The 19,711-nt window shown below is 60.8% G+C and carries 18 protein-coding genes; 9 read left to right on the plus strand and 9 right to left on the minus strand.

Annotated elements, in window-relative coordinates; translation table 11 throughout:
• Positions 1–249: 249 nt before the first annotated feature.
• The 3 genes from ACQK2L_RS04840 to ACQK2L_RS04850 form a co-directional block, all read right to left on the minus strand.
• Positions 250–837 carry a hypothetical protein gene (locus tag ACQK2L_RS04840; protein WP_425395798.1) on the minus strand — a complete coding sequence of 196 codons (588 nt, stop codon included), beginning with the start codon at positions 835–837 and terminating at the stop codon, positions 250–252.
• A 213-nt stretch (positions 838–1,050) separates the two neighbouring features.
• Positions 1,051–2,037: an isoaspartyl peptidase/L-asparaginase family protein gene (locus ACQK2L_RS04845; protein WP_425395799.1), complete on the minus strand. Its 987-nt coding sequence runs from the start codon at positions 2,035–2,037 to the stop codon at positions 1,051–1,053.
• Between the two features lie 96 nt (positions 2,038–2,133).
• The gene (locus ACQK2L_RS04850; RefSeq protein WP_425395800.1) at positions 2,134–2,700 is read right to left on the minus strand and encodes a PEP-CTERM sorting domain-containing protein; all 567 of its coding nucleotides are present in this window, start codon (positions 2,698–2,700) and stop codon (positions 2,134–2,136) included.
• 330 nt (positions 2,701–3,030) lie between these two features.
• On the opposite strand from ACQK2L_RS04850, the gene ACQK2L_RS04855 reads away from it, so the two are divergent.
• Positions 3,031–3,588 (plus strand): hypothetical protein, encoded by a 558-nt coding sequence (locus tag ACQK2L_RS04855; protein WP_425395801.1) that lies wholly within the window; start codon positions 3,031–3,033, stop codon positions 3,586–3,588.
• Between the two features lie 201 nt (positions 3,589–3,789).
• Here the strand turns inward: ACQK2L_RS04855 and ACQK2L_RS04860 are convergent, their stop codons facing one another.
• The 6 genes from ACQK2L_RS04860 to ACQK2L_RS04885 all read right to left on the minus strand — a co-directional run bounded on the left by ACQK2L_RS04860 (position 3,790) and on the right by ACQK2L_RS04885 (position 12,836).
• Positions 3,790–5,523 carry a hypothetical protein gene (locus ACQK2L_RS04860; RefSeq protein WP_425395802.1) on the minus strand — a complete coding sequence of 578 codons (1,734 nt, stop codon included), beginning with the start codon at positions 5,521–5,523 and terminating at the stop codon, positions 3,790–3,792.
• A 15-nt stretch (positions 5,524–5,538) separates the two neighbouring features.
• Entirely contained in the window at positions 5,539–6,837 is a 1,299-nt protein-coding gene (locus ACQK2L_RS04865; RefSeq protein ID WP_425395803.1) for a hypothetical protein, read from the minus strand.
• A gap of 114 nt (positions 6,838–6,951) precedes the next feature.
• Positions 6,952–8,181 carry a hypothetical protein gene (locus ACQK2L_RS04870; RefSeq protein ID WP_425395804.1) on the minus strand — a complete coding sequence of 410 codons (1,230 nt, stop codon included), beginning with the start codon at positions 8,179–8,181 and terminating at the stop codon, positions 6,952–6,954.
• A 29-nt stretch (positions 8,182–8,210) separates the two neighbouring features.
• Positions 8,211–10,907 carry a DNA gyrase subunit A gene (gyrA, locus tag ACQK2L_RS04875; RefSeq protein WP_425395805.1) on the minus strand — a complete coding sequence of 899 codons (2,697 nt, stop codon included), beginning with the start codon at positions 10,905–10,907 and terminating at the stop codon, positions 8,211–8,213.
• A 205-nt stretch (positions 10,908–11,112) separates the two neighbouring features.
• Positions 11,113–11,871: a glutamine amidotransferase gene (locus ACQK2L_RS04880; RefSeq protein WP_425395806.1), complete on the minus strand. Its 759-nt coding sequence runs from the start codon at positions 11,869–11,871 to the stop codon at positions 11,113–11,115.
• Positions 11,872–11,972: 101 nt separating this feature from the next.
• The gene (locus ACQK2L_RS04885) at positions 11,973–12,836 is read right to left on the minus strand and encodes a hypothetical protein (protein WP_425395807.1); all 864 of its coding nucleotides are present in this window, start codon (positions 12,834–12,836) and stop codon (positions 11,973–11,975) included.
• 464 nt (positions 12,837–13,300) lie between these two features.
• On the opposite strand from ACQK2L_RS04885, the gene ACQK2L_RS04890 reads away from it, so the two are divergent.
• From ACQK2L_RS04890 to ACQK2L_RS04925, 8 genes are all read left to right on the plus strand, one after another.
• Positions 13,301–13,798, plus strand: coding sequence for a 3-hydroxyacyl-ACP dehydratase FabZ family protein (locus ACQK2L_RS04890; RefSeq protein ID WP_425395808.1), 498 nt, complete (start codon positions 13,301–13,303; stop codon positions 13,796–13,798).
• Positions 13,799–13,868: 70 nt separating this feature from the next.
• A complete protein-coding gene (locus ACQK2L_RS04895; RefSeq protein ID WP_425395809.1) occupies positions 13,869–14,255 on the plus strand; it encodes an acyl carrier protein in 387 nt (128 codons plus the stop codon).
• Positions 14,256–14,361: 106 nt separating this feature from the next.
• Positions 14,362–14,898: a beta-hydroxyacyl-ACP dehydratase gene (locus ACQK2L_RS04900; protein ID WP_425395810.1), complete on the plus strand. Its 537-nt coding sequence runs from the start codon at positions 14,362–14,364 to the stop codon at positions 14,896–14,898.
• Positions 14,899–15,018: 120 nt separating this feature from the next.
• Entirely contained in the window at positions 15,019–16,299 is a 1,281-nt protein-coding gene (locus ACQK2L_RS04905; protein ID WP_425397418.1) for a beta-ketoacyl-[acyl-carrier-protein] synthase family protein, read from the plus strand.
• A 132-nt stretch (positions 16,300–16,431) separates the two neighbouring features.
• Positions 16,432–17,184 carry a Yip1 family protein gene (locus tag ACQK2L_RS04910; RefSeq protein WP_425395811.1) on the plus strand — a complete coding sequence of 251 codons (753 nt, stop codon included), beginning with the start codon at positions 16,432–16,434 and terminating at the stop codon, positions 17,182–17,184.
• Positions 17,185–17,216: 32 nt separating this feature from the next.
• Complete coding sequence (locus ACQK2L_RS04915; RefSeq protein ID WP_425395812.1) at positions 17,217–18,002, plus strand: YIP1 family protein; 786 nt, start codon at positions 17,217–17,219, stop codon at positions 18,000–18,002.
• 52 nt (positions 18,003–18,054) lie between these two features.
• On the plus strand, positions 18,055–18,849 hold the full coding sequence (locus tag ACQK2L_RS04920; RefSeq protein WP_425395813.1) for a Yip1 family protein: 795 nt from the start codon (positions 18,055–18,057) through the stop codon (positions 18,847–18,849).
• A gap of 59 nt (positions 18,850–18,908) precedes the next feature.
• Entirely contained in the window at positions 18,909–19,697 is a 789-nt protein-coding gene (locus tag ACQK2L_RS04925; RefSeq protein WP_425395814.1) for a Yip1 family protein, read from the plus strand.
• Positions 19,698–19,711: the final 14 nt, after the last annotated feature.

Below are 19,711 nucleotides of genomic sequence, written 5' to 3' on the forward strand. Positions count from 1 at the left end.
ACTCAAGCACGCTGCTTGTAGGTAGGAAGCACAGGTGGGGGTAAGTTTGCTGATTGGGAAAAATACAACGATCCGCTCAATCAGCCAAAGAAATTAGCACTAGCTGCCCGCTTGCGTAAGGGGGCCCTAGGCCTTCGGGTGGTCTTCCCTGCCCGCGTTGGCTGCCTAGACGGCCAGCCAGAACGCCCAGTAGAAGCACCCAGATTACCGCAACCTGTTGTCGGAGAACAACTTAGAAAGGAGAGAGGCTTAGCGGCTTTGAGTCGAGCTGGGACTCTGCGCGGTCTGCGGGTTTTCGGTAGCGGATGTCCGATTTTCGACCGTCCCGGCTGGGGTGCTGCCCGTGGCCGGCATCAGGTCCTGTTCGTAGTTCACTACCAATGGCTCGCTGCCATCGCCCGGATCGAGCGCCACGCCAGCCAAGCGCCACGAACCCGATACGTTCTTCATAATGCAGCAACCGTCGATGAACTCCGTCGTCCCTTCCATCGAGAACTGCATGCGAAACTCCACAGCCGCTTCGTCGGCCTGCGGAATCATCCAGCGTGTGATCTGAAATTTCGCCGAGTCGTCGCCCAGACAGGTCAGTCGTTGACCGCTCTTGTCGAGTTGCTCCGCCGCCAATGGAGTCAGCAGAGCCTTGGCAGCTGCTTCGTTGCCCTTGGCGCTCTCCAACAGAAACTGCCGAGCCGCCACTGCCGATGGATGCATTTGCTGCTTGGCGTCGGCCTGCGCGGGATTGGAACCTGCGGTAGCACCGGGCTGGGGGGAGTCCCCTTTGCCACAACCAACAACAGCAACCAAGGCGACAAGGATAATCGAGCGAGGACTACGCATCGTGCGTGCTCCATGTTGTGTACGAATCGGATCAAATCGCTTCGCGTGCAGCGCCCCCACACTGCGCTGCACCGAAGCGGGGCGGAGTTTGGCAAACAGCCACCCATGCGTCAAGAGAAAATGCCAAGCGAGCGACAACGGAATGCTAGCACCAACCGTTTCCCTTACCAGTCGGTTGGCAAACGTCTTGCTTTTTCGATAAAGCGAGGCGGTCTACTCGTCGAACCAGATGCCGACTTCGCGGCGGCCGTTGGAGTCGGCGATCGCCCTTGGCATCGAACCGGTGTTCGACTGGGCGGTGACGCGTCCGTCGGCGCTGATGGCGATGATGCCGCCGTCGCCCGGGTTGAGGATCTCATTCAGACAATGAGCCACCGCCTGCTCGGGACTCTTGCCTTGCTCGACCAGCCAGGCGACTTTCGTGCAGATGGTGTGCCGCATGTATTGCTCGCCGGTGCCGGTGCCGCTGGCGGCGCAGAAGCGGTTGGCGTAGGTGCCTGCGCCGACGATCGGCGTGTCGCCGATGCGACCGTGCATCTTGCCGTTGAGCCCGCCGGTGCTGGTGGCCGCGGCCAGGTTGCCGTCGAGGTCGAGCGCCACGCAGCCGACCGTGTTGCCTGGCGAGTCGGCCGCGTCGGATTCGATCTTCACTCCAGTTGGCAGCTTGTAGGCGGGCGATTCGAAGGTCGGTTGCCCGTTGGCCTTCAGATAGCGATTGAGCGCATGAAACCGGCGACTCGTGAAGTAGTACGACTGCTCGACCTCTTCGCAATCGTGCTTCAAGGCGAAGTTATCGGCTCCCTCGCCGGCCAGCAGGATGTGGCGCGTGTTGTCCATCACCAGGCGTGCAGCGCGGATGGGGTTCTTGATGCGCTTGACGCCGGTCACGGCGCCGGAACCCATGGTGCGGCCGTCCATCAGGCAGGCATCGAGTTCGTGCCCACCCGCGGCGGTGAACACCGATCCTTTGCCGGCGTTGAAGATGGGCGAGTCTTCGAGGCTGACCACCACCTCGCCCACCACATCGACTGCGGGACGGCCTTCTTCCAGCAGCCGCACGCCGATCTCCATCGCTTGGCGAACGCCCTGCTCGTAGCCGGTGCGGATGTCGTCGGGCGAGTCGCCAGGGATGCTTCCGGCGCCGCCGTGCAGCACGAGGACCCACTTGGCCGCACGTTCCTTTGGCTCCGCATCGCTCATCGCGGGCAGGGCTCCTGTAACCAAGAGTATGACGACTATCCAACGTGCCAACCTGGCGAACATAGCGGAGGGGTCCTTCGGGGTGACTAGTTGGAGCTACCGTTTGCGTGCCCGCCATCCTACCAGGGCGAGCGCGGCGACGCCAATCATGACCACGCTCGATGGTTCGGGCACCGCAATGACTGGATTGAGCGATCGAAGGTAAGTGAATGTGCCACCAGCGCCGGAGCCTTGTCCCCACTCGGTGAATCGCAGGTTGTAGTAAGCGTTGTCGGCAGGGATGTGAAGCACCAGGTCTTCGTCAACGGTACCGGGGGGACCACCGAAGGGACCGGTCAGACCTGCCAATTCGAGCCACGTCATCAATTGCAGCGAGCCGATGTCCTCGTTGGTGCCCACGGCCCACAGCGTGCCTTCCGGGCTAAAATCGCCTTGGAAGGTCTCTGTCTTGGCATTGAATATCCCGCGCGTGGCGTCACGACTAATCCAGATGTCGTCGGTGATTCGATCTTGGTTCGCTTCGAGCAACGGATCGGCAAAGGCCGTCTTGCTGAAAGTTACGGTTGGCTCTGTCTCGAGTGTCGCAGCTTTCGCAGGCGACAGGGCGACGACGCCGAAGACTAAAAACAGCGGGCAGGTGAATCTACTTAGTCGGTTGTTCATGGTATCTGTGCGTAGGGTCCAAGGTGAAAGCGCGGAAGTGTGTAAACAGAAAACGCCAACACTCTGGCAAACAAGGAGCGATTGCAATGGAAGGTCGCTGAACTAATCGCGCGGCCCGAGATGACGCAGCTAACTGCGAAGCGGGCTGTTTAACAGAGTGTTCGGGGCGATTAGCGACAGGCTCCAGGCAGAAGGTATCGATCGCCAAGCGACGATCTGTAAGATGCAATATAATCTCGCCGGTCGGACGTGACCACCAACTAAGAAGCGCGCAGCAAATATTAACATTTCTGCGTACGTCCCCACCCCCCAACGCAAGGCGATAAACCCATGACAGTATTCGACTTATGGCTGCCCATCCTGCTCGCGGGGATCGCCACCCACGTGGCCAGCACCCTGGCCTGGATGGTGCTGCCGCACCACAAACCGGAGTGGAAGAAGCTGCCAGCGGAGGACGATCTGCTCGATTTTCTCGACACCCACCAGGCACCCGCCGGGCAGTACATGTTCCCGTTCTGCGAAGACTCGAAGCAAATGTCCTCGCCGGAGTTCAAGGAAAAGCTCGCCGGCCGCTGCAAAGGCACGCTCATCCTGTGGGCCACACCGCTCAACATGGGCCAGGCGATTGGCCTCACGCTTGGCTACTTCCTGCTGACCGCGTTCTTGATTGGCTACATCGCTTCGATTGCCTTCGCACCGGGCGAGACCGACAAACTGGACATCTTCGCGCTGGTGTTCACGGCGGGACTACTGTGCCATGCCCTGGGGCCGTTCCCAGCCGTGTTCTGGTTCCGCCAGAAATCCGCCATGATCGTGCTGGACGGAGTGGTGTTTGCCCTGATTGCGGCGGCGATCTTCACGCTGCTGTGGCCAGCGGGTGCGGCGTAGTAGGCCAAAGGTTGCGAACCGCGTGGCGGTCCGGCTGTGGCGTATAGGATCGCCTATTGCTTGACCACCGCCGACGAACATGTTTCCCAGTCGCGGTAAACAGACGCCCATACTATTTTGAACCGCGAGGTCCAAGTTGTCCACCAATTACTGGCAGATTAGCGCGGTCGCGTACCCCCGAGAAGTGCCTCGCCCGGGAGGTTATTCCGCTTCGCCCGGCAGCGGCACCTCGATGAGTGGCAGGCGAATCGCGATGTCGTCCGACTGCACCGGCACGTAGCCCTCGAGCAGCCCTTTGCCGGGGACTTCGTCGCCCAGCAGCCTGCGCACCTGATCGGAATACCCGGTGGCCGAATACCCGGCGAGGATGCCCATGTCGTTGTTGCTGCCACCGTCGTCGACGCCGTTGAGGCCGAACGAATAGAGGAGGAACCCAGCGTCGGTCCGCCGGTAGCCGAACGAGTCGTTACCGAACGCGTCGACAGGAATCCTGGCGACGTACTTCGGGGCCAGTGCGTCGAGCGATTCGGGGTATTCACCGTGAGCTAGTCGATAGCGACCCAAGGCGAGGGCGAGGTGCATGAGTTGGGAATGCGCGGCGGTGCGGGTTTTGGCTTCGAGAATCACGTCCGGCGAACTGAGATTCGACCGACTTGTTAGAAGTACTATGGCATCCGCGCGCTCTGCGGGAGAAAGCAATTCGGGGGCGCGGCGGGTAGGTAACGGTTCGTTTGATAAACGGGTCCGCCTCTCCTTCAGTATCGTCAGGACTTGTCGCGTGTCGCCCATATCGAGAGCCTGATGCGTTCGGTCGAATCCTTGATTCACAGCCCTTAGCAGACGATCGCCATCGATGGGCAACTCAAGCGCCTGCTCGATCCACTTCAGTTGCTCGTCTCCCTCGTCATCCAGGGGTAAGAGAAGATGCAAAGTGTCGAAGGTGTCGGGCTCCTTGCGCAACAGGGCCAGGGTATAGTTCAAACTATAGAGTCTTTCCCCGCCTTTCAGCGTCGACTGCAATGGAGCATGAGAGTGGTCCACCGACCACAATCCTTGGAGTTTCCGCAACTGGTGGTCGGAGGCTTGCGAGTGTTCCACAAGGAGCAATTCGACCGGCGCGGCGTTCAGCCGCGCCCCCGCGGTGCTAATTAACAGGTCGAACCAAGTGTCGGCAGAACGCCCCTCTGTGAGACGACGAATGGCTACCAGGTCGCGGACTGTCGACTCTACATCGCCTTGGTCGAGGTTGATGCGGGCGCGCGTTTCCAAGGAAGCGAATACCCCACGCCATTCGAACGCCCGCATGCCTAAATCGGTCGAGAAGTCCTTGCTTACACCGCACAGCGAATGTGGCGGGTCGTACCATCCCGGATTGTCGAGCGCCGCGACGATGCGGTCGAGCTTGTTGGAGTTGCCCTCAAGCCACGCCTTGAGTGGAGGAACTTCGGCAGCTGGATAAGAGAGAGTGGCGCCATAGGAGTCGACGGCGTCGGGCCAGAATGAAGCTTCCCAGGCGGCCGCGGCGTTTTGCTGCTCGAACGAATCGAAACTGTCCTCATCGACATCGTATCCCTTGCGTCGCAAGTACCAGATAGACATCGCCCGCGACATGGCCGCCCCATCAACCATTTCCAACACGCCCTCTTCCGGCGGCATCGGCATGCCCAACTCGTCGCAGAACGCCTGGCGGTACTTCTCGTCCACCATCTCCAGACCCACGGTCTGCCAGTAGTCGACCGCACCGTTTTGTTCGGCGGGCACTTTGCGTTTACGCAGCCGCTCGAGCCACGCGCGGCGGTAGTCGGGCAGGCCGTCTTCGTCCAGCGGCTCGGTGATGTAGGTGGTCTCTTTCGAGACGGTGATCTTCAGCGGCTCGGCAGCGGTGGCCGAGAGCTGCAGAGCAAGTACCGAGAGTAGAATGAGAAGACTGCGCATGGATTGCCCAAGGTGTTACCAGTATCCGCGATAGTGTCCTTCCCAGTATGCGGCCAGCCAAGCGGTGAGGCAATCGGCGTCGAGCAGTTCGGATTCGATCACCCACTCCGGCGGCAAGGGGTGCTCCTCGTCGAGCGGCAAGACAAAGCGAAACGTCGGCTCGTCCAACCGTTCGAGAATGCTGCGGGCGGAGTGCTGCATCGCGGGATCGTCGAACCAACGTTGGGCACTCACGCATCCCATGGCGAACACGGCCGAGCGGCCGGTGCGCCCCACTCCGCCTCCGACCGACGGCATCGGCTCGACCTGCATGCCCCGCTCGCTATCGTAGCTCCATGCGGTGGGCCAAGTGCCATCGTCCAGCAAACCGGTGCGCGCCTGGCGGTAGTGGGTCAGCATCGCTTCGCGCCACAGCTTGTGATGCGCGGGATCGCGCGCCATCAGGTAGCTGGAAAGGTAGAGTTCGCGCTTGCCGCCGAAGCCGTGAGTACGAAAGCGGTCGGTGCGAGCACGCAGGTTCGAATCCCCGGCTTTGGCGTTCAGCCGTTCGATTTCCTCCGCAAAGCGGTCGTCGCCCGTGCCGTCCCACGCCAGGTAGAGCGCGGGCAGGAAGATGATCGACCGATACCAACCCCACTGCCTTTTGGCATTCGCTTCCACCAGGTCCTGGCGGCTCCGCCCGAAGTAGCCGTGCAAGTTGGTGTAGTCGGTATCCATCTGGTGCAGGGCGAAGTCGCGCGTCATCCGATCGAGGTCCGCGAGATCCTCCGGCGGAGCAATGGGACGATAAGCGGTTAGGCCCCAGGCGACGCACTGCAGTTGATCGCCAGAGGTTTGGTTGCTGTAGACGCCGCCGTACGGTTTGGTGAGAAAGCCAGGTTCGCCCTGCTCGACCGCCAGGGTGTAGATGTACTTCAGCCCGCCAAACGTGCGGCGACAGATGGCAAGCGTCGCGGGGTCGCCGGTCGCGCGGTACTTGTGCGACATGGCGTACAAGTAGTACCCGGTGTCGGCAGCCGTATTCTCCCACGCCCGCCAAACGTGCATCGGCGGCAGCCCGAGTTCGGCCTCGGTCTTTCCGCGGAGGTGCCGGTGGCGGTAAGCGCCCTGGTAGTCATCGGCCGTTGGCAACTGGTAGTCGCTGGCGCGAACGAACATCGGCACCAAGCCGTGGTGCTGCAGCAGTTTCTCCTCGACCAACGACTGCAACCGCGCAGCCTTGGCAGCCAGTTGCTCGTCGGTGAGCCCCGCACCATGGACGATTGCCGGAGAGATCGACAGCGCGATCCAACAAGACAACAACAGACCGCGCATCCTTCCCTCCAGCAGGCGAATGACTATCGCCCAAAAAGAAAGTACCAGCCCCACTCCAACGAGTTGTCGCTCGTCGGTTACATCTGGAGGATTACTCCTCCGGGTACACGATAGTCACTCGCTCTGATCGCTGCTATTGTCCCGGCGGCTAATTGTGATCGTCGGGACGGTGGTCTGGTAACGCTCGATGCCGAACCCGCCCTCCTTTAGCCATACTTCCAACAGCTTGGGCACTTCCACGCCACCGATGAGAATATCGAAGGAATGGAGGCCCTTAGGAGGATTTACGATGGTCACCGGAGCTTCAAGATGCTCTGCGAGCCATTCCTCGAATTCAACGAAGTCAAATCCCCTTAACGCATAACTACCAACACGACCCTGACTGTCTCTGCCGCCATTGGTAGACCACTCAGCCTGTGGATCGGACCAAACATCTTGCGGCAACGGATCAGGAACGGTGATTCGATAAGCCTCCCGGTCGCCGTACCCCACTTCGATTTCGAGTTGGAACGAAGATTCAATTGCTTCTGTAACCAAATCGAAACACTCTTCGCGCGACTTCGGCAGGTCGTCGATTTCGAGGGCGTAGATGCCATCGGGCAGAAATTGGAATCCGCTCGTCCAGTGATCCAGCGGAGCTACATCGATGAGCAAACTACCTAGGTGGTGACCTCCCTTTGGCGAACGAGTTGCCTGTGCCATGTCTTCCGAGACTACGAACGAACTTCGCCACGCCCCTGTGGCAGGTTCAACCCGAACCAGCGACAAATCAGGTACGTCGGAGAGCTCTTCGCCAAGGGCGGGCAGCGGCTCAATTGCCTCGTTAGAAGGGTCGCTTGCTTTCGAGTCGGTGTATGCAACGCCCGCGCACCACCACTTGCCATCTGCTTGACCGACTGGGAACGTGAAGTGCGAGCGGTAGGAGCCGTCGGCATCCGTCGTACGTTCTCCGTGTGGCTTCCAGTAGTAAACCGCAATCCAATGGCTGGGAGTGAGATTCGGCCCGATTGTCCGACCTTCGTACTCGCCCAACCGCGATTGCAGTGTGAAGTCGTTGTAGTCCAGAACTCGAACGCAGCAAAGCTGCAGTTCTTTTTCGTTCTTCCAGTCGAGGAGAGATTCGACGCCTTTGTAGACACTATCGTCGTCTGCCAGGACGTTCCCAACTGGATACGTCCGTTTCACGATGGCGTTCGTGTCGCCTTCGTTGCAGGCCTCGACCAGCATGACTTTGAGTTCATCGAGCGTACTGCATCCCTCGCTTGCAACCGGCTTCGATCCGCCACAACCGATCAAGGCAACGAGCAACACGCTGGAAATGCCAGTCAGCGTGAGGTTACGCATTTGTGTTACTCCCATTCTTGGCGGGAGCATTACTCCTCCGCCTCGACCGCATCTTCGTCGCGCTCTTCGGCCGGTACGCGGACGATGGCGCTCAGCGTGTCGTCTTCGCCCAGGGTCATGATGTTCACGCCTTGGGTGTTGCGGCCGATGACGCCGATGTCGCTCGCTTTAATCCGTTGGATCTTGCCGCGGGCGGTCATCATTAGCAGTTCGTCCTCGTCGGTCACGCGGGCGATGCCGATCACGGGGCCGTTGCGGTCGGTGGTTTTGATGTCGCGGAGGCCTTTACCGCCGCGGTTTTGCGTGCGGTACTTGGCGCCGGAGCTCAGCTCCTCGTCGTCCTCCGCCGTTTCTCCGGCCGCTTCTGGCTCGTCGGCCGTGGCGTTGGGTCCGAACGGGGTACGTTTGCCGAAGCCGTGTTCGGTGGCCGTGAGCAGCGTGGCGTCGGGATCGGCGACCACCATGCCGGCCAGCGAATCGCCTTTCGACAGATTGATACCTTTCACACCGCTGGCGTTGCGGCCCATCGGGCGGGCGTCCGACTCGCTGAAGCGGATGGCCATGCCATTGGCGGTGGCCAGCAACAACTCGTCGCCGGGATGCACCAGCGAGACGTCGACTAGCTCGTCGCCGTCCTTGAGCTTGATGGCGATGATGCCGGTCTTCATCGGGCGGCTGTACGCCTTGAGCTCGGTCTTCTTTACCAGGCCCTTGCGCGTGGCCATCACCAGGTAGCAGTCTTCCTGCGTCAGGTCGCGAATCGCGCGGCAATCGGCGATCTTCTCGCCTTCGGCCAGATTCAGCAGGTTCACGATCGCGCGGCCTTTGCTTTCCCGCGACAGGGCGGGCAGGTTGTAGACCTTCTGCCAGTAGACTTTGCCGTAGTTGGTAAAGAACAGCAGGTAGTCGTGCGTGCTGGTGACGAACAAGTGCTCGACCGGATCGTCGTCATCGACGGTCGCACCTTTGATGCCCTTGCCGCCGCGACGTTGCGCGCGATAGGTGCTGGCCGGGGTGCGTTTGATGTACCCGTTGTGCGAAATGGAGACCACCATGGTCTCCTCTTCGATCAGGTCCTCCATGTTCACCTCGCCGATCTCCTCGCCGGAGATCTCGGTCCGCCGGTCGTCGGCGTGGCGAGAGTTCATCAGGTCTTCCATGTCCTGGCGGATCATGCCGTAGATGATCGCTTCGTCGGCCAGGATCGACATGTACTCGGCGATCTGCTTCAGCAGCTCGGCGTGCTCGTCGGCCAGCTTCTCTTGTTCCAGGTTCACCAACTGGCCGAGGGTCATCTTCAGGATTGCGTCGGCCTGCACCGGCGTGAGCGAGTACTCTTCGGCCACTCCGCGTTCGTCCTGGAACTGCGCGTAGCCCTCGTCGCCCAAGGCACGCTTGAGCAGCGCGCCGGGCGTTTTGATTTCCATCAACGCCTGCTTCGCTTCGGGCTGCGTTTTCGACGCGCGGATCACGCGGATCACTTCGTCGATGTTTGCGTGCGCCAAGAGCAAACCTTGCACGGTGTGCTTGCGGCGACGGGCCCGGGCCAAGAGGAACTGCGTGCGTCGGCGGATCACCGTCACGCGGTGACGGACGAACTCCTGCAGCATCTCTTTCAGCGTCAACACCCGTGGCTTGCCGTCGACCAGCGCCAGGAAGATCACGCTGAACGTGTCCTGCAGCGGCGAGTACTTGTAGAGCTGGTTGAGCACGATATCGGGATCGCCGTCACGCTTCAGCTCGACGATCACTCGCACCGGTTCCTTCAGATCGCTCTCGTCGCGGACATCGCTGATGCCCGCCACTTTGCCTTCGTTCGCCAGCGCGGCGATCTTCTTGACCAGCGCGTCGCGGGTCTGCTGATAAGGAATGTCGTGAATGACAATGCGGGTGCGTTTGCCCTTTTCTTCGATACTGGTATGCGAGCGAACCACTACCGTGCTGCGACCCGTCTGGTATCCCTTCAGGATGCCGCTGCGGCCGCAGATGATGCCGCCGGTCGGGAAGTCGGGCCCTTGGACGTGTTCCATCAGCCCGGCGATCGAAATCTCCGGATCGTCGATCAATGCGATCACGCCGGCGCATACTTCCTTGAGGTTGTGCGGTGGGATGCTGGTGGCCATGCCCACGGCGATGCCGCCCGAGCCGTTGACCAGCAGGTTGGGGAACTTCGAAGGCAGCACCACGGGCTCGGTGTGCCGTTCGTCGTAGGTCGGAATGAAGTCGACCGTATCGAGCTTCAGGTCCTCGAGCATCATCGAAGCGACCGGCGCCAAGCGGGCTTCGGTGTATCGCATGGCCGCCGGAGGCAGGCCGGCGATGCTGCCGAAGTTGCCCTGCTTGTCGATCAGCAGGTTTCGCATGTTCCATTCCTGGGCCATGCGAACCAGCGTCGGGTAGATGACACTTTCACCGTGCGGGTGGTAGTTACCGCTGGTGTCGCCGGAGATCTTCGCGCATTTCACGCGCGCGGCGCCCGGGCCGAGGTTCAGGTCGTTCATGGCGACCAGAATGCGGCGCTGCGATGGCTTCAGGCCGTCGCGCACGTCGGGCAGCGCGCGGCTGACAATCACGCTCATCGCGTACGTCAGGTAGCTGTCCTTCAGCTCGTCTTCGATCGGCAGGTCGATCAGCCGGGCGGCGATGGCCTCTTCCGGGGTGCCCTCAGGCTCGGGGGTCGCACCAGTCTCTTCCGGCCCAGCGGGATCGTTCGGTTCGTCTGCCACGTTGGTTCATCCTTGCGGGTGATGAGTAGTTGATAAGCGACTTATTCTACCCTTTTTGGCGCTCGCTCACAACGAGCCGAGGCAGTCGGCGGCCCGTCGAAAACCCTTGTTTTTGAGGCACTTTTTAACACCCCGAAAGAATCTGCCGCGGCCTGTTCGGCGGTGCTCGAAACCGCTCGTTTCGCACGGCGAACCGGCCCTTCGGTCAGCCGCCGAGCCAGCGGAAGAGGTTCGTCCAAAACGGTACGTACCCCTCCCACTCCAGGAACCGCGGCGAGCCCCAGTGCGGCAGGATGTCGGACGTAAAGCAGGCAATCCGCCCACGGCCCGACTGCTCTGTTACCAGCAGCGGATCGCCATTCTGGAACGACAACACCACCTCGCCGCGTTTCGGCAGCACGCGGTTGTAACCCAAGAAGTCGGGCCAGGCGGCTGGCAAACCGCTGAGCACCTCGTGCCCCGCCACGGCGACTTCCGGCACGCAACCTTCGGGCACTTCCATGCGGTCGTCGTGCGGCAGGATGCCGACCGGCAGGATGTCGGCCATGGGGCTGAACGCGTAGTGAGCCTTGCCGTGGAAGCCGCCAAACGACATCCAACCACCCACCATCGCCAGCCCGCCACCTTGCTCGACGTACTCGCCCAACAGCGCCAGGCGGTTGGGTACGATCTCGCCGGCCAGCGTGTCGGGGTGCAGCAGAAAGCTGTCGGCCGGCGCGTCGGACAGCACGATGGCGTCGTACGCGTTCATCTCGTCGAGCGCCAGCGGAAAGCGGAGCGACACCTCGTGGTTGGGCATGAACGTAAAGTCGATGCCCAGCCCGTCGAACCGCTTGATGAACGGCTCGAGCGACATGGTGCAGTAGCCGGTCTCGTAGGAGGCGAAGCCCTTGAAGTGCGTGTGAATCTTGTAGACCGACTCGCCGACGATCAAGACGCGAAGGTTCTCGGAGGTGCTGGCCAAGGTGCGGCTCCTGGTGAGGATGCGGAAAGGGGTGAGCGCAAATCACTCTACGCCAAGCCGAGCGGCAGCGAAATCCGCATTCCGCCATCCGAACTCCGCATTCACCACCAGTAGCGGAAACCAAACAGCATCTGCGGAATCTGGGCGTCTTCGATGTCGACGTACTCGAATCCGGTGTAGAGTTCGCCGTCGCTGCATCGCTTGCCGAGATGGACACCCACTGTGGTGCGCGCACGAAACAAAGTGGAACTGCCGAGCTTTCCGATGTCGAAATCTGAAGACCATATCCACGGACCGACGGGCAAGACGTCGAAGCCGTAGGTGAAGTTGAAACCGACTTTACTCCGGGAATCGGAGAGCCAGTTGATCCCCAGACCGCTTCGCCACTGCATCAACTCGTTTTGAGCGAATCGAAAGACCAAGTTCGCATCACCTAGTGCGAGTTCGTCGGTGCCGGTCGGCAGGTCTTCATAGTAGTTGTTCCAGGAAGTATCGAGGGCGAGCCGCCACAATGGAATGTCGAGTTGCAACCGCGACCCGAACGTCTGCATATCGTTGAAATTGGTGCCGTACTCCAACTGTGCACGGGCGGACGACACGAAATCGGTCGAGCGGTAGAACAACTCGGTGTCCTTGTAGCCACCTTCGCTGTAGCAGTCGCTGTATCCACCGAAACGCTCGCAGTCGGAGTCGTTCAGCAAGGCATACGGCCCCCAATAGGGAGCCGCTACAGCGACTAGCGCGCCACCGACTACATAGTCGGTAACTGGGGTGTCTTCCAGCAGATCTTCGATGGCGGAATCTTGAGGATCGTAGGAGGAACGCCCGGAGTCGGATGAACTCGGAGCAGCAGTGCTAGGCTGGTGCACCCCTTCGCGCAGTTGCTCGAGTTCCCCACCCTGCACAACCACAGTGAGCGCCAAGGCGGCCGTGATTATCGCGCAGAGCTTGCCGAGTGGATGCATGGGCTGGCTCACAAACCGGAAGAGACGAGGAAGAGGAGTGCCGCTGAGGGTAGGAGAGTTTCCCGCAACGGGTCAAGGCTGGCCGTCAGCACTTGAACTTCCAGCAGTGCTAGCGTGGCTCGTTTTGAGTTTCGCGGCCACGCTGCTCAGGTTGACAGCCGATTCGGGTCGAAAATACCAAAAGGCGCGGAGGCCGCATGGGTGGTTGGCGTTGCCGGGCGCGGGGAAATGCTGTAAATGCTTTCTGTGAGCCGGTTTACCGACTTGCAGCGTCCACGCCGCCGGGGGCGAGAGCCGTTGTGGCCAATTTCCCCAGTCGGTATAATCCGAAGTTCGTTTTACCCATCCTGCCAAGCCTCTCGCGCTTCACGCACCTGCGGGAGCCGTTTGGTGGACTGGGCGAGGTGAGTTGAGTTTGAAGAATCGGCGTTTTCGCACTCCCAGATTATTTGGTACTAAACTCCATGCGTTTCTGGCTGCTCGACGCCATCGAATCCTTCACGCCCGGTGAACAGCTCACCGCCGTGAAGAGCGTGAGTTACAGCGAAGATTATTTGGAGGATCACTTCCCGGAGTTTCCCGTGTTGCCGGGCGTGTTCATGCTCGAAGCGGCAACTCAGGCGGCTGCCTGGTTGTTGCGGCTGACAGATGACCTGGCCGACACCATCGTGGTGCTCCGTGAAGCGAAGAATATAAAGTACGCCAACTTCGTCCAGCCTGGCCAGCAGCTTCGCGTGTCGGTCGAGCAGATGAAGAAGGATGAACGCTTTGCGACCTTCAAGGTCGCGGGCACCGTGGACGGCAAATCGACCTTGAGTGGGCGCATCGTGCTGGAGCGTTACAGCCTGGCCGACAATGATCCACAGCAGGAAGAAGTCGACGCACGAGTGCGGGATTACCTGTCGAAGGTGGTCCGAGCGATAGCGAAACCAGAGATGCTTCCCGCCAGTGTGCGGGTTTGATGGAGGGGCGTGTGGCGCGACTCGCCACGAGCCACTGAGTACAGAATTCACCCAAGAGGAGTTTGAGGCCATGCCCTCGCAAGAAGAGATCTTCGCCAAGGTACAAGAAGCGCTGGTCGACGCATTGGGCGTCGACGACGATGAAGTGACGCCGGAGGCGACGTTGCAGGGAGACCTGGACGCCGAGTCGATCGACTTCTTGGACATCGTGTTCCGTCTGGAGAAGAGTTTCGACATCAAGATCGAACGGGGCGAACTGTTCCCCGAAGACATCCTGACCAGCACCGATTACGTGCAGGACGGCAAGGTCAACGCCGACGGGCTGGCCAAGCTCAAAGAGCGGATGCCGTTCGCCGATCTGTCCAAGTTCGAGACCGACCCGCAGGTGCAGAACCTGGGCAAGCAGCTAACCGTCGCCGACATGGTCGCCTTTGTCGAGCATAAACTGTCGGCCTAGAACCGCCCCGTTCAAGCCGCAATGACCAATGACCGGAGCGGATGACGGGTCGTTGGTCATTTTGCGTTGGGCACAGCAACCTTTGAAACCTCGAGGCTAAGTTCCCGTGCGCTGGTTATGGGTTGACCGATTCACCGAATTTGTGGCGTCGTCGCATGCCGTCGGCCACAAGGGCGTTGCATTGTCCGACCCCTTTATGCACGATCACTGGGACGCCTATCCCACGATGCCACACACGCTGATGGCCGAGGGCATGGCGCAAACCGGCGGACTGCTGGTCAGCGAGATGTACGACTTCAAGGAACTGGTGGTGCTGGCCAAGTTCTCCAAGCTGGCGTTCCACGGCATGACCCGCGGCGGCGACTCGATTACCTATCGAGCGGATATCGATAACGTCCGCGATGTCGGTGCGTCGGTCGTGGTCACAGGGCACTGCGGCGAAGACCTCCGCTGCGAAGGCGAGATCTTCTTCGCGCGACTGCAAACTGGCGACGCGCAAGACATGGCAGGCGAAGACATGCCCACCCGACTGTTCGACCCCGACGACCTGGTGCAGTGGCTGCTCCGCGTCGGCGTGTTCGAAGTGGGCGTCAAAAAAGATGGCACCCGCATGCGACCCGCCGACTACGGTTTGCCAACCTAGACGCGTGGAAGCTCGCGATCATTTGTAACTTGGTAGCCGGAGTCGCAAGACTTCGGACTGCGAGAGGGCAAATCCAGAACTCTTGCGAGTCCTGCTACAGACCAAATCGCATGTAAGGACATTCCCATGAAACGTCGAGTCGTCGTCACCGGTGTTGGTTGTGTCACGCCGCTGGGAACCACGGTGCCGGAGTTGTGGGCGAACCTGATGGAGGGCAAGAGCGGTGTCGGCATGACCTCGCTGTTCGACGCCAGCAAGTTCCCCACCAAGATCTCCGCCGAGGTCCGCGACTGGTCCGTTGCGGCGGTGGACGAAGACCCCGAAGAGTGGGCCACCCGCGGCCGCCACACCCGCTTCGCCGTGGGCGCGGCCAAGCAGGCGATGAACGACTCGGGCCTGGCGGGCACAGTCGATCCGCAGCGGCTCGGCGTGTACCTGGGCGCTGGCGAAGGCCAACAGGACTTCGAAGCTTTCAGCCGAATGATGGTCGCCTCGCTCTCCGGCGGCGAGTTCAACCTGGCGACGTTCGTGCGTCAGGGCCTCGACGAGCTCGATCCCCAGCTCGAGCTGGAACAAGAACCCAACATGCCGGTCGGCTACCTGGCCGCGCTGTTCGACGCCCAGGGACCCAACGTCAATTGCCTCACCGCCTGCGCGGCAAGCAGCCAGGCTATTGGCGAAGCGACCGAGATGATTCGCCGCGGCGACGTCGACGCAATGCTCTCCGGCGGGGCGCACAGCATGATTCATCCCTTCGGCGTCACCGGCTTCAACCTGCTGACCGCGCTAAGCGAACGCAACGACGATCCCCAAGCGGCCAGTCGCCCGTTCGACATGGAACGCGACGGCTTCGTGTTGGGCGAAGGCGCGGCGATGGTGGTGCTCGAAGAGTACGAACACGCCCGCGAGCGCGGCGCACCGATCTACGGCGAGGTCGCCGGCTACGGCACCACGGCCGACGCGTTCCGCATTACCGACACGCACCCCGAAGGTCGCGGCGCCACCGCGTGCATCAAGATGGCCCTGGCCGACGCCGGGATGACGCCCACCGACATTCACTACGTCAACGCCCACGGTACCAGCACCACGGTGAACGACAAGGTCGAGACCCTGTCGCTCAAGCAGGCGTTTGGCGATCACGCTTACAAGGTGCCGGTCTCCAGCACCAAGAGCATGACGGGCCACCTGATCGCCGCGGCCGGCGCCACGGAGCTGATCGTCTGCCTGATGGCCATGAAGCACGGCGTCGCCCCGCCCACCATCAACTACACCACACCCGACCCCAACTGCGATCTGGACTACGTGCCGAACACGGCCCGCGAAATGCCCATCAAGACCGCGCTATCCAATAGCTTCGGTTTCGGCGGGCAGAACATCACGCTGATCGCCACGGCGGTGTAGTTCGAACACGGACTCTGGGAATCGAAATCTGTTTTCCGGGAAACGCACCAAGATGCGTCTCCGGGGTGGCTCTTCGCTGACTGTCTAGCTAACCTTGTTGGTGTCGTTTCCACGCACCAACGGGGGGCAGCAGTGACGAACCACACCGACCAGCAGGGCCTGCCCGATTCTGAGCAGCCCATCAACCCGTTCCAGGCGTCCTCCGGCCTGGACGAAGCAACCCACTCCACGCTGGATGGGAAGCAACTCAACCCGTGGTTTTCGATGATGAGCGACCCCCGTACCACGGTACGTCAACTCGTCGACACCAGCCCAACCAGGTATGTGCTCCTCTTGGCCGCGCTGGGTGGCATATCTGCCAATCTGGTGGCTTCGGCGATTGGCTTGGTAAACGAGCCTTCGGATCGAATGATCTTCTTGGTTGTGGCGGCGCTTCTCGGGGGATGCTTTGGGCTGGCAAGCTTGTTCGTCATGGGCTGGGCGTTCGCCATCGCAGGGTGGTCGCTAGGGGGAGTAGCTCGCGCCCTGCAGTGTCGCACCGCCATGGCGTGGAGCCAAGTGCCTTTTTGTTGGTTGCTTCCCTTGTTTGCAGGCGTCGCCATTTACTGCGCGTTGCGGGGCCCTGACCTGCTCGTTCTGGTCGAAGCCGATGGCGTGAACGACGAACCCTACTGGGATTACCCATCCTGGTTGCGCGGTGCGCTGGGACTCAGTGTGGTGGCTTCGATCTGGCAAATCGCCCTCCTTGCCCAGTCGCTGGGCGAAGTCCATCAGTTCTCCAGCTTACGAGGCCTCGCGATCGTGTTTCTGGCTGGTATCCTGGTCGGAACAGTAACGATCGTCGGTTATGTTCCTCTTAGCATCCTCCTGTCCTCGCTCGCTTGACCGAGCGACCTCCAATCGAATGGTATCGCCCCATGGCTGATCAAGACGAATCCGGCTTCCCCCAACCCAACGACGACTTCGCCGCGAGCAACCCTTTCGCCTCGCCGATGACCGCGACCGCGGGACCTCAGGGACGCGGCTACGTTACGCGCGCGGACGAAGCGCTTAATCCCTGGGTCTCGATGTGGACCAAGCCACGTGAGACGGTGCGGCAGCAATTGGACAGCAATCCGACGCAATACGTGTTGCTGCTCGCAATTCTGGCGGGGATTGCTGGCAATCTGGACAACGCGGCGAGCGCGTCGCTAGAAGTCGCCGTTCGGTTCGGCCAGCTGGCGGCTGCCATTATCCTCGGAGCGATTTCGGGGATCATCGTGCTGTTTGTCTTTAGCTGGCTACTGGGAATTACCGGCCGCTGGCTGGGCGGCGTAGCCTACGCCAAAGAAGTTCGCACCGCCTGGGCGTGGGCCTACGTGCCGTACGTGTGGATGCTGCCCATTTCGTTCGCCATGGCTTTACTCCAAGCGATCGTGGGTGCACGGGCATTGTACGGCGATCGCTTCGTCGAGATCGGGGAGTCAGGTTTCTTCAGCTTCGATATGTTCCCGATTTGGCTCTACCCCCTGATGCTATTGGCTATTGTGATCTTCATCTGGAAGACGGTCATTTCCTGCATGGCAGTCGGCGAAGCGCACCAGTTCTCCGGGTGGAGCGGGTTTGGCGCCATTCTTCTCGCTTGCCTGCTGCTGATTGGAGTGTTTATTGCCGCTGCCATTCCCATTGGCATCCTGGTCTATAGCTTGTCTTTCGGGGTCTAGAACGAAACGGCGATTCCCTTCTCGCCCCGACAAATTCAGGAGTCACAAAACCGTGGCCAACCCTAACGACCAATTCCCCCAACCCAACGACGACTTCCCGGCGAACAATCCGTACGCCTCGCCGCTGGCCGTGCCGGTGGGATCTCGCGACCAACGCGAAGGTTACGTTACTCGCACCGACGAGGTACTAAACCCCTGGATCTCGATGTGGACCCAACCACGCGCGACCGTGCGGCAGCAGTTGGACACCGATCCCTGGCGGCACGTGTTGCTGGTGGCAGCGTTGGCGGGAGTCTCTGGACAAAGTGCCAACAGCCTAGCGGCGTTTCCCCCCTCCATCGAACTCCGCGCCGCAGCGCTGCTGGGGCTTATGGTGGGTGGAGCAATCATGACCCTTATCTGGATTTTCATCCTTGGCTGGGTGGTTGGCATGACGGGACGCATGATTGGAGGAGTAGCCAATGCGCTGGAGTGCCGTACCGCCTTGGCGTGGAGCAGCATCCCCACGATCTGGCTGATGCCGTTCTACCTGTGCCTAGGAGTCTATTGGGTGATTACGGGGCCCGATGCGATTGAAATGCAAGCTCCCTTTGGACAGCTGGGCGGTCCGCCCCAGCCCACGGTGGTGACTCCGGCCTGGGGCACGGCCCTCATGGTTGCCGCGGGATTTGTCGGGTTGTGGCAGATTGTCATCACCTGCAAAGCCGTGGGCGAGGCCCATCAGTTCTCCGCCTGGCGAGGTCTGGGCGCCCTGCTGCTCTCGGGCCTGGCCATGATGGGACTGCTCATCGCGCTCGCGATGGTCATCGGTGTCTTGGTGGCCATCATCTCGATGTCCCTGATGTAGATGAGAAACACCATACCGGCGAATTTTCCTTCGCCTGGCAGTTCCCGGAGTCACCAATCGTGGCCAACCCTAACGACCCGCACCAAGTTCCGCAGCCCGACGACGACTTCGCCATGAGCAATCCGTACGCCTCGCCGGTGGCCGTGCCGGTGGGGTCTCACGACCAACGCGCAGGTTACGTTACTCGCACGGACGAAGTACTAAACCCCTGGATCTCGATGTGGACCCGACCGCGCGAGACCGTGCGGCAACAGTTGGATACCGATCCATGGCGGCACGTGCTGCTGCTCGCAACGCTGGCAGGAATGTCTGGCAATCTTGGCAATCAATCCATCGCGTACAGCGCCGAGTTGCCGGGGCGTCTATTCACCATGGGAAGTCTGGCGCTGGCGGGCGCCGTATTTGGATTGGCTTGGATTTTCATCATGGGTTGGCTCGTCGGTTTGACCGGCCGGATGATCGGGGGAGTCGGCTATGCCTTGGATTGTCGATGTGCTCTGGCCTGGAGCAGCGTTCCAGGGATTTGGCTGACACCTTTGTACCTATCGATAGGCCTCTACTATCTGGTCGCTGGGCCCTATGCGTTTGTCGGCGGAACCCCTCGCCCAGGACAATCCGTTTTCGAGATCTTTCCAGTCTTGATTCTTGTCGTCATGGCCGTCTCGGTGATTGTTGTCATTTGGCAACTCGTCATCACTTGCCAGGCGGTGGGAGAATCGCATCGATTCTCAAGCCTACGCGGCTTCGGCGCACTGCTGCTGACGCTCCTGCTGATAATGGGTGTGTTCATCGCATTGATGATCGTCATGATGGTGATCGGCGCCATTGTCTCGATGGCCCTGAGATAGCTGAAAAACACCAC

The sequence above is a fragment of the Aeoliella sp. genome, assembly GCF_965227375.1.
GTDB lineage: Bacteria > Planctomycetota > Planctomycetia > Pirellulales > Lacipirellulaceae > Aeoliella.

What these genes read in the sequence shown, in the direction of transcription:
- ACQK2L_RS04845 (WP_425395799.1), bottom strand. Translation starts at nt 2,037, where the DNA reads ATGAGCGATGCGGAGCCAAAGGAACGTGCGGCCAAGTGGGTCCTCGTG.
- ACQK2L_RS04860 (WP_425395802.1), bottom strand. Translation starts at nt 5,523, where the DNA reads ATGCGCAGTCTTCTCATTCTACTCTCGGTACTTGCTCTGCAGCTCTCG.
- ACQK2L_RS04850 (WP_425395800.1), bottom strand. Translation starts at nt 2,700, where the DNA reads ATGAACAACCGACTAAGTAGATTCACCTGCCCGCTGTTTTTAGTCTTC.
- ACQK2L_RS04870 (WP_425395804.1), bottom strand. Translation starts at nt 8,181, where the DNA reads ATGCGTAACCTCACGCTGACTGGCATTTCCAGCGTGTTGCTCGTTGCC.
- ACQK2L_RS04855 (WP_425395801.1), top strand. Translation starts at nt 3,031, where the DNA reads ATGACAGTATTCGACTTATGGCTGCCCATCCTGCTCGCGGGGATCGCC.
- ACQK2L_RS04890 (WP_425395808.1), top strand. Translation starts at nt 13,301, where the DNA reads ATGCGTTTCTGGCTGCTCGACGCCATCGAATCCTTCACGCCCGGTGAA.
- ACQK2L_RS04895 (WP_425395809.1), top strand. Translation starts at nt 13,869, where the DNA reads ATGCCCTCGCAAGAAGAGATCTTCGCCAAGGTACAAGAAGCGCTGGTC.
- ACQK2L_RS04865 (WP_425395803.1), bottom strand. Translation starts at nt 6,837, where the DNA reads ATGCGCGGTCTGTTGTTGTCTTGTTGGATCGCGCTGTCGATCTCTCCG.
- ACQK2L_RS04885 (WP_425395807.1), bottom strand. Translation starts at nt 12,836, where the DNA reads ATGCATCCACTCGGCAAGCTCTGCGCGATAATCACGGCCGCCTTGGCG.
- ACQK2L_RS04840 (WP_425395798.1), bottom strand. Translation starts at nt 837, where the DNA reads ATGCGTAGTCCTCGCTCGATTATCCTTGTCGCCTTGGTTGCTGTTGTT.
- ACQK2L_RS04915 (WP_425395812.1), top strand. Translation starts at nt 17,217, where the DNA reads ATGGCTGATCAAGACGAATCCGGCTTCCCCCAACCCAACGACGACTTC.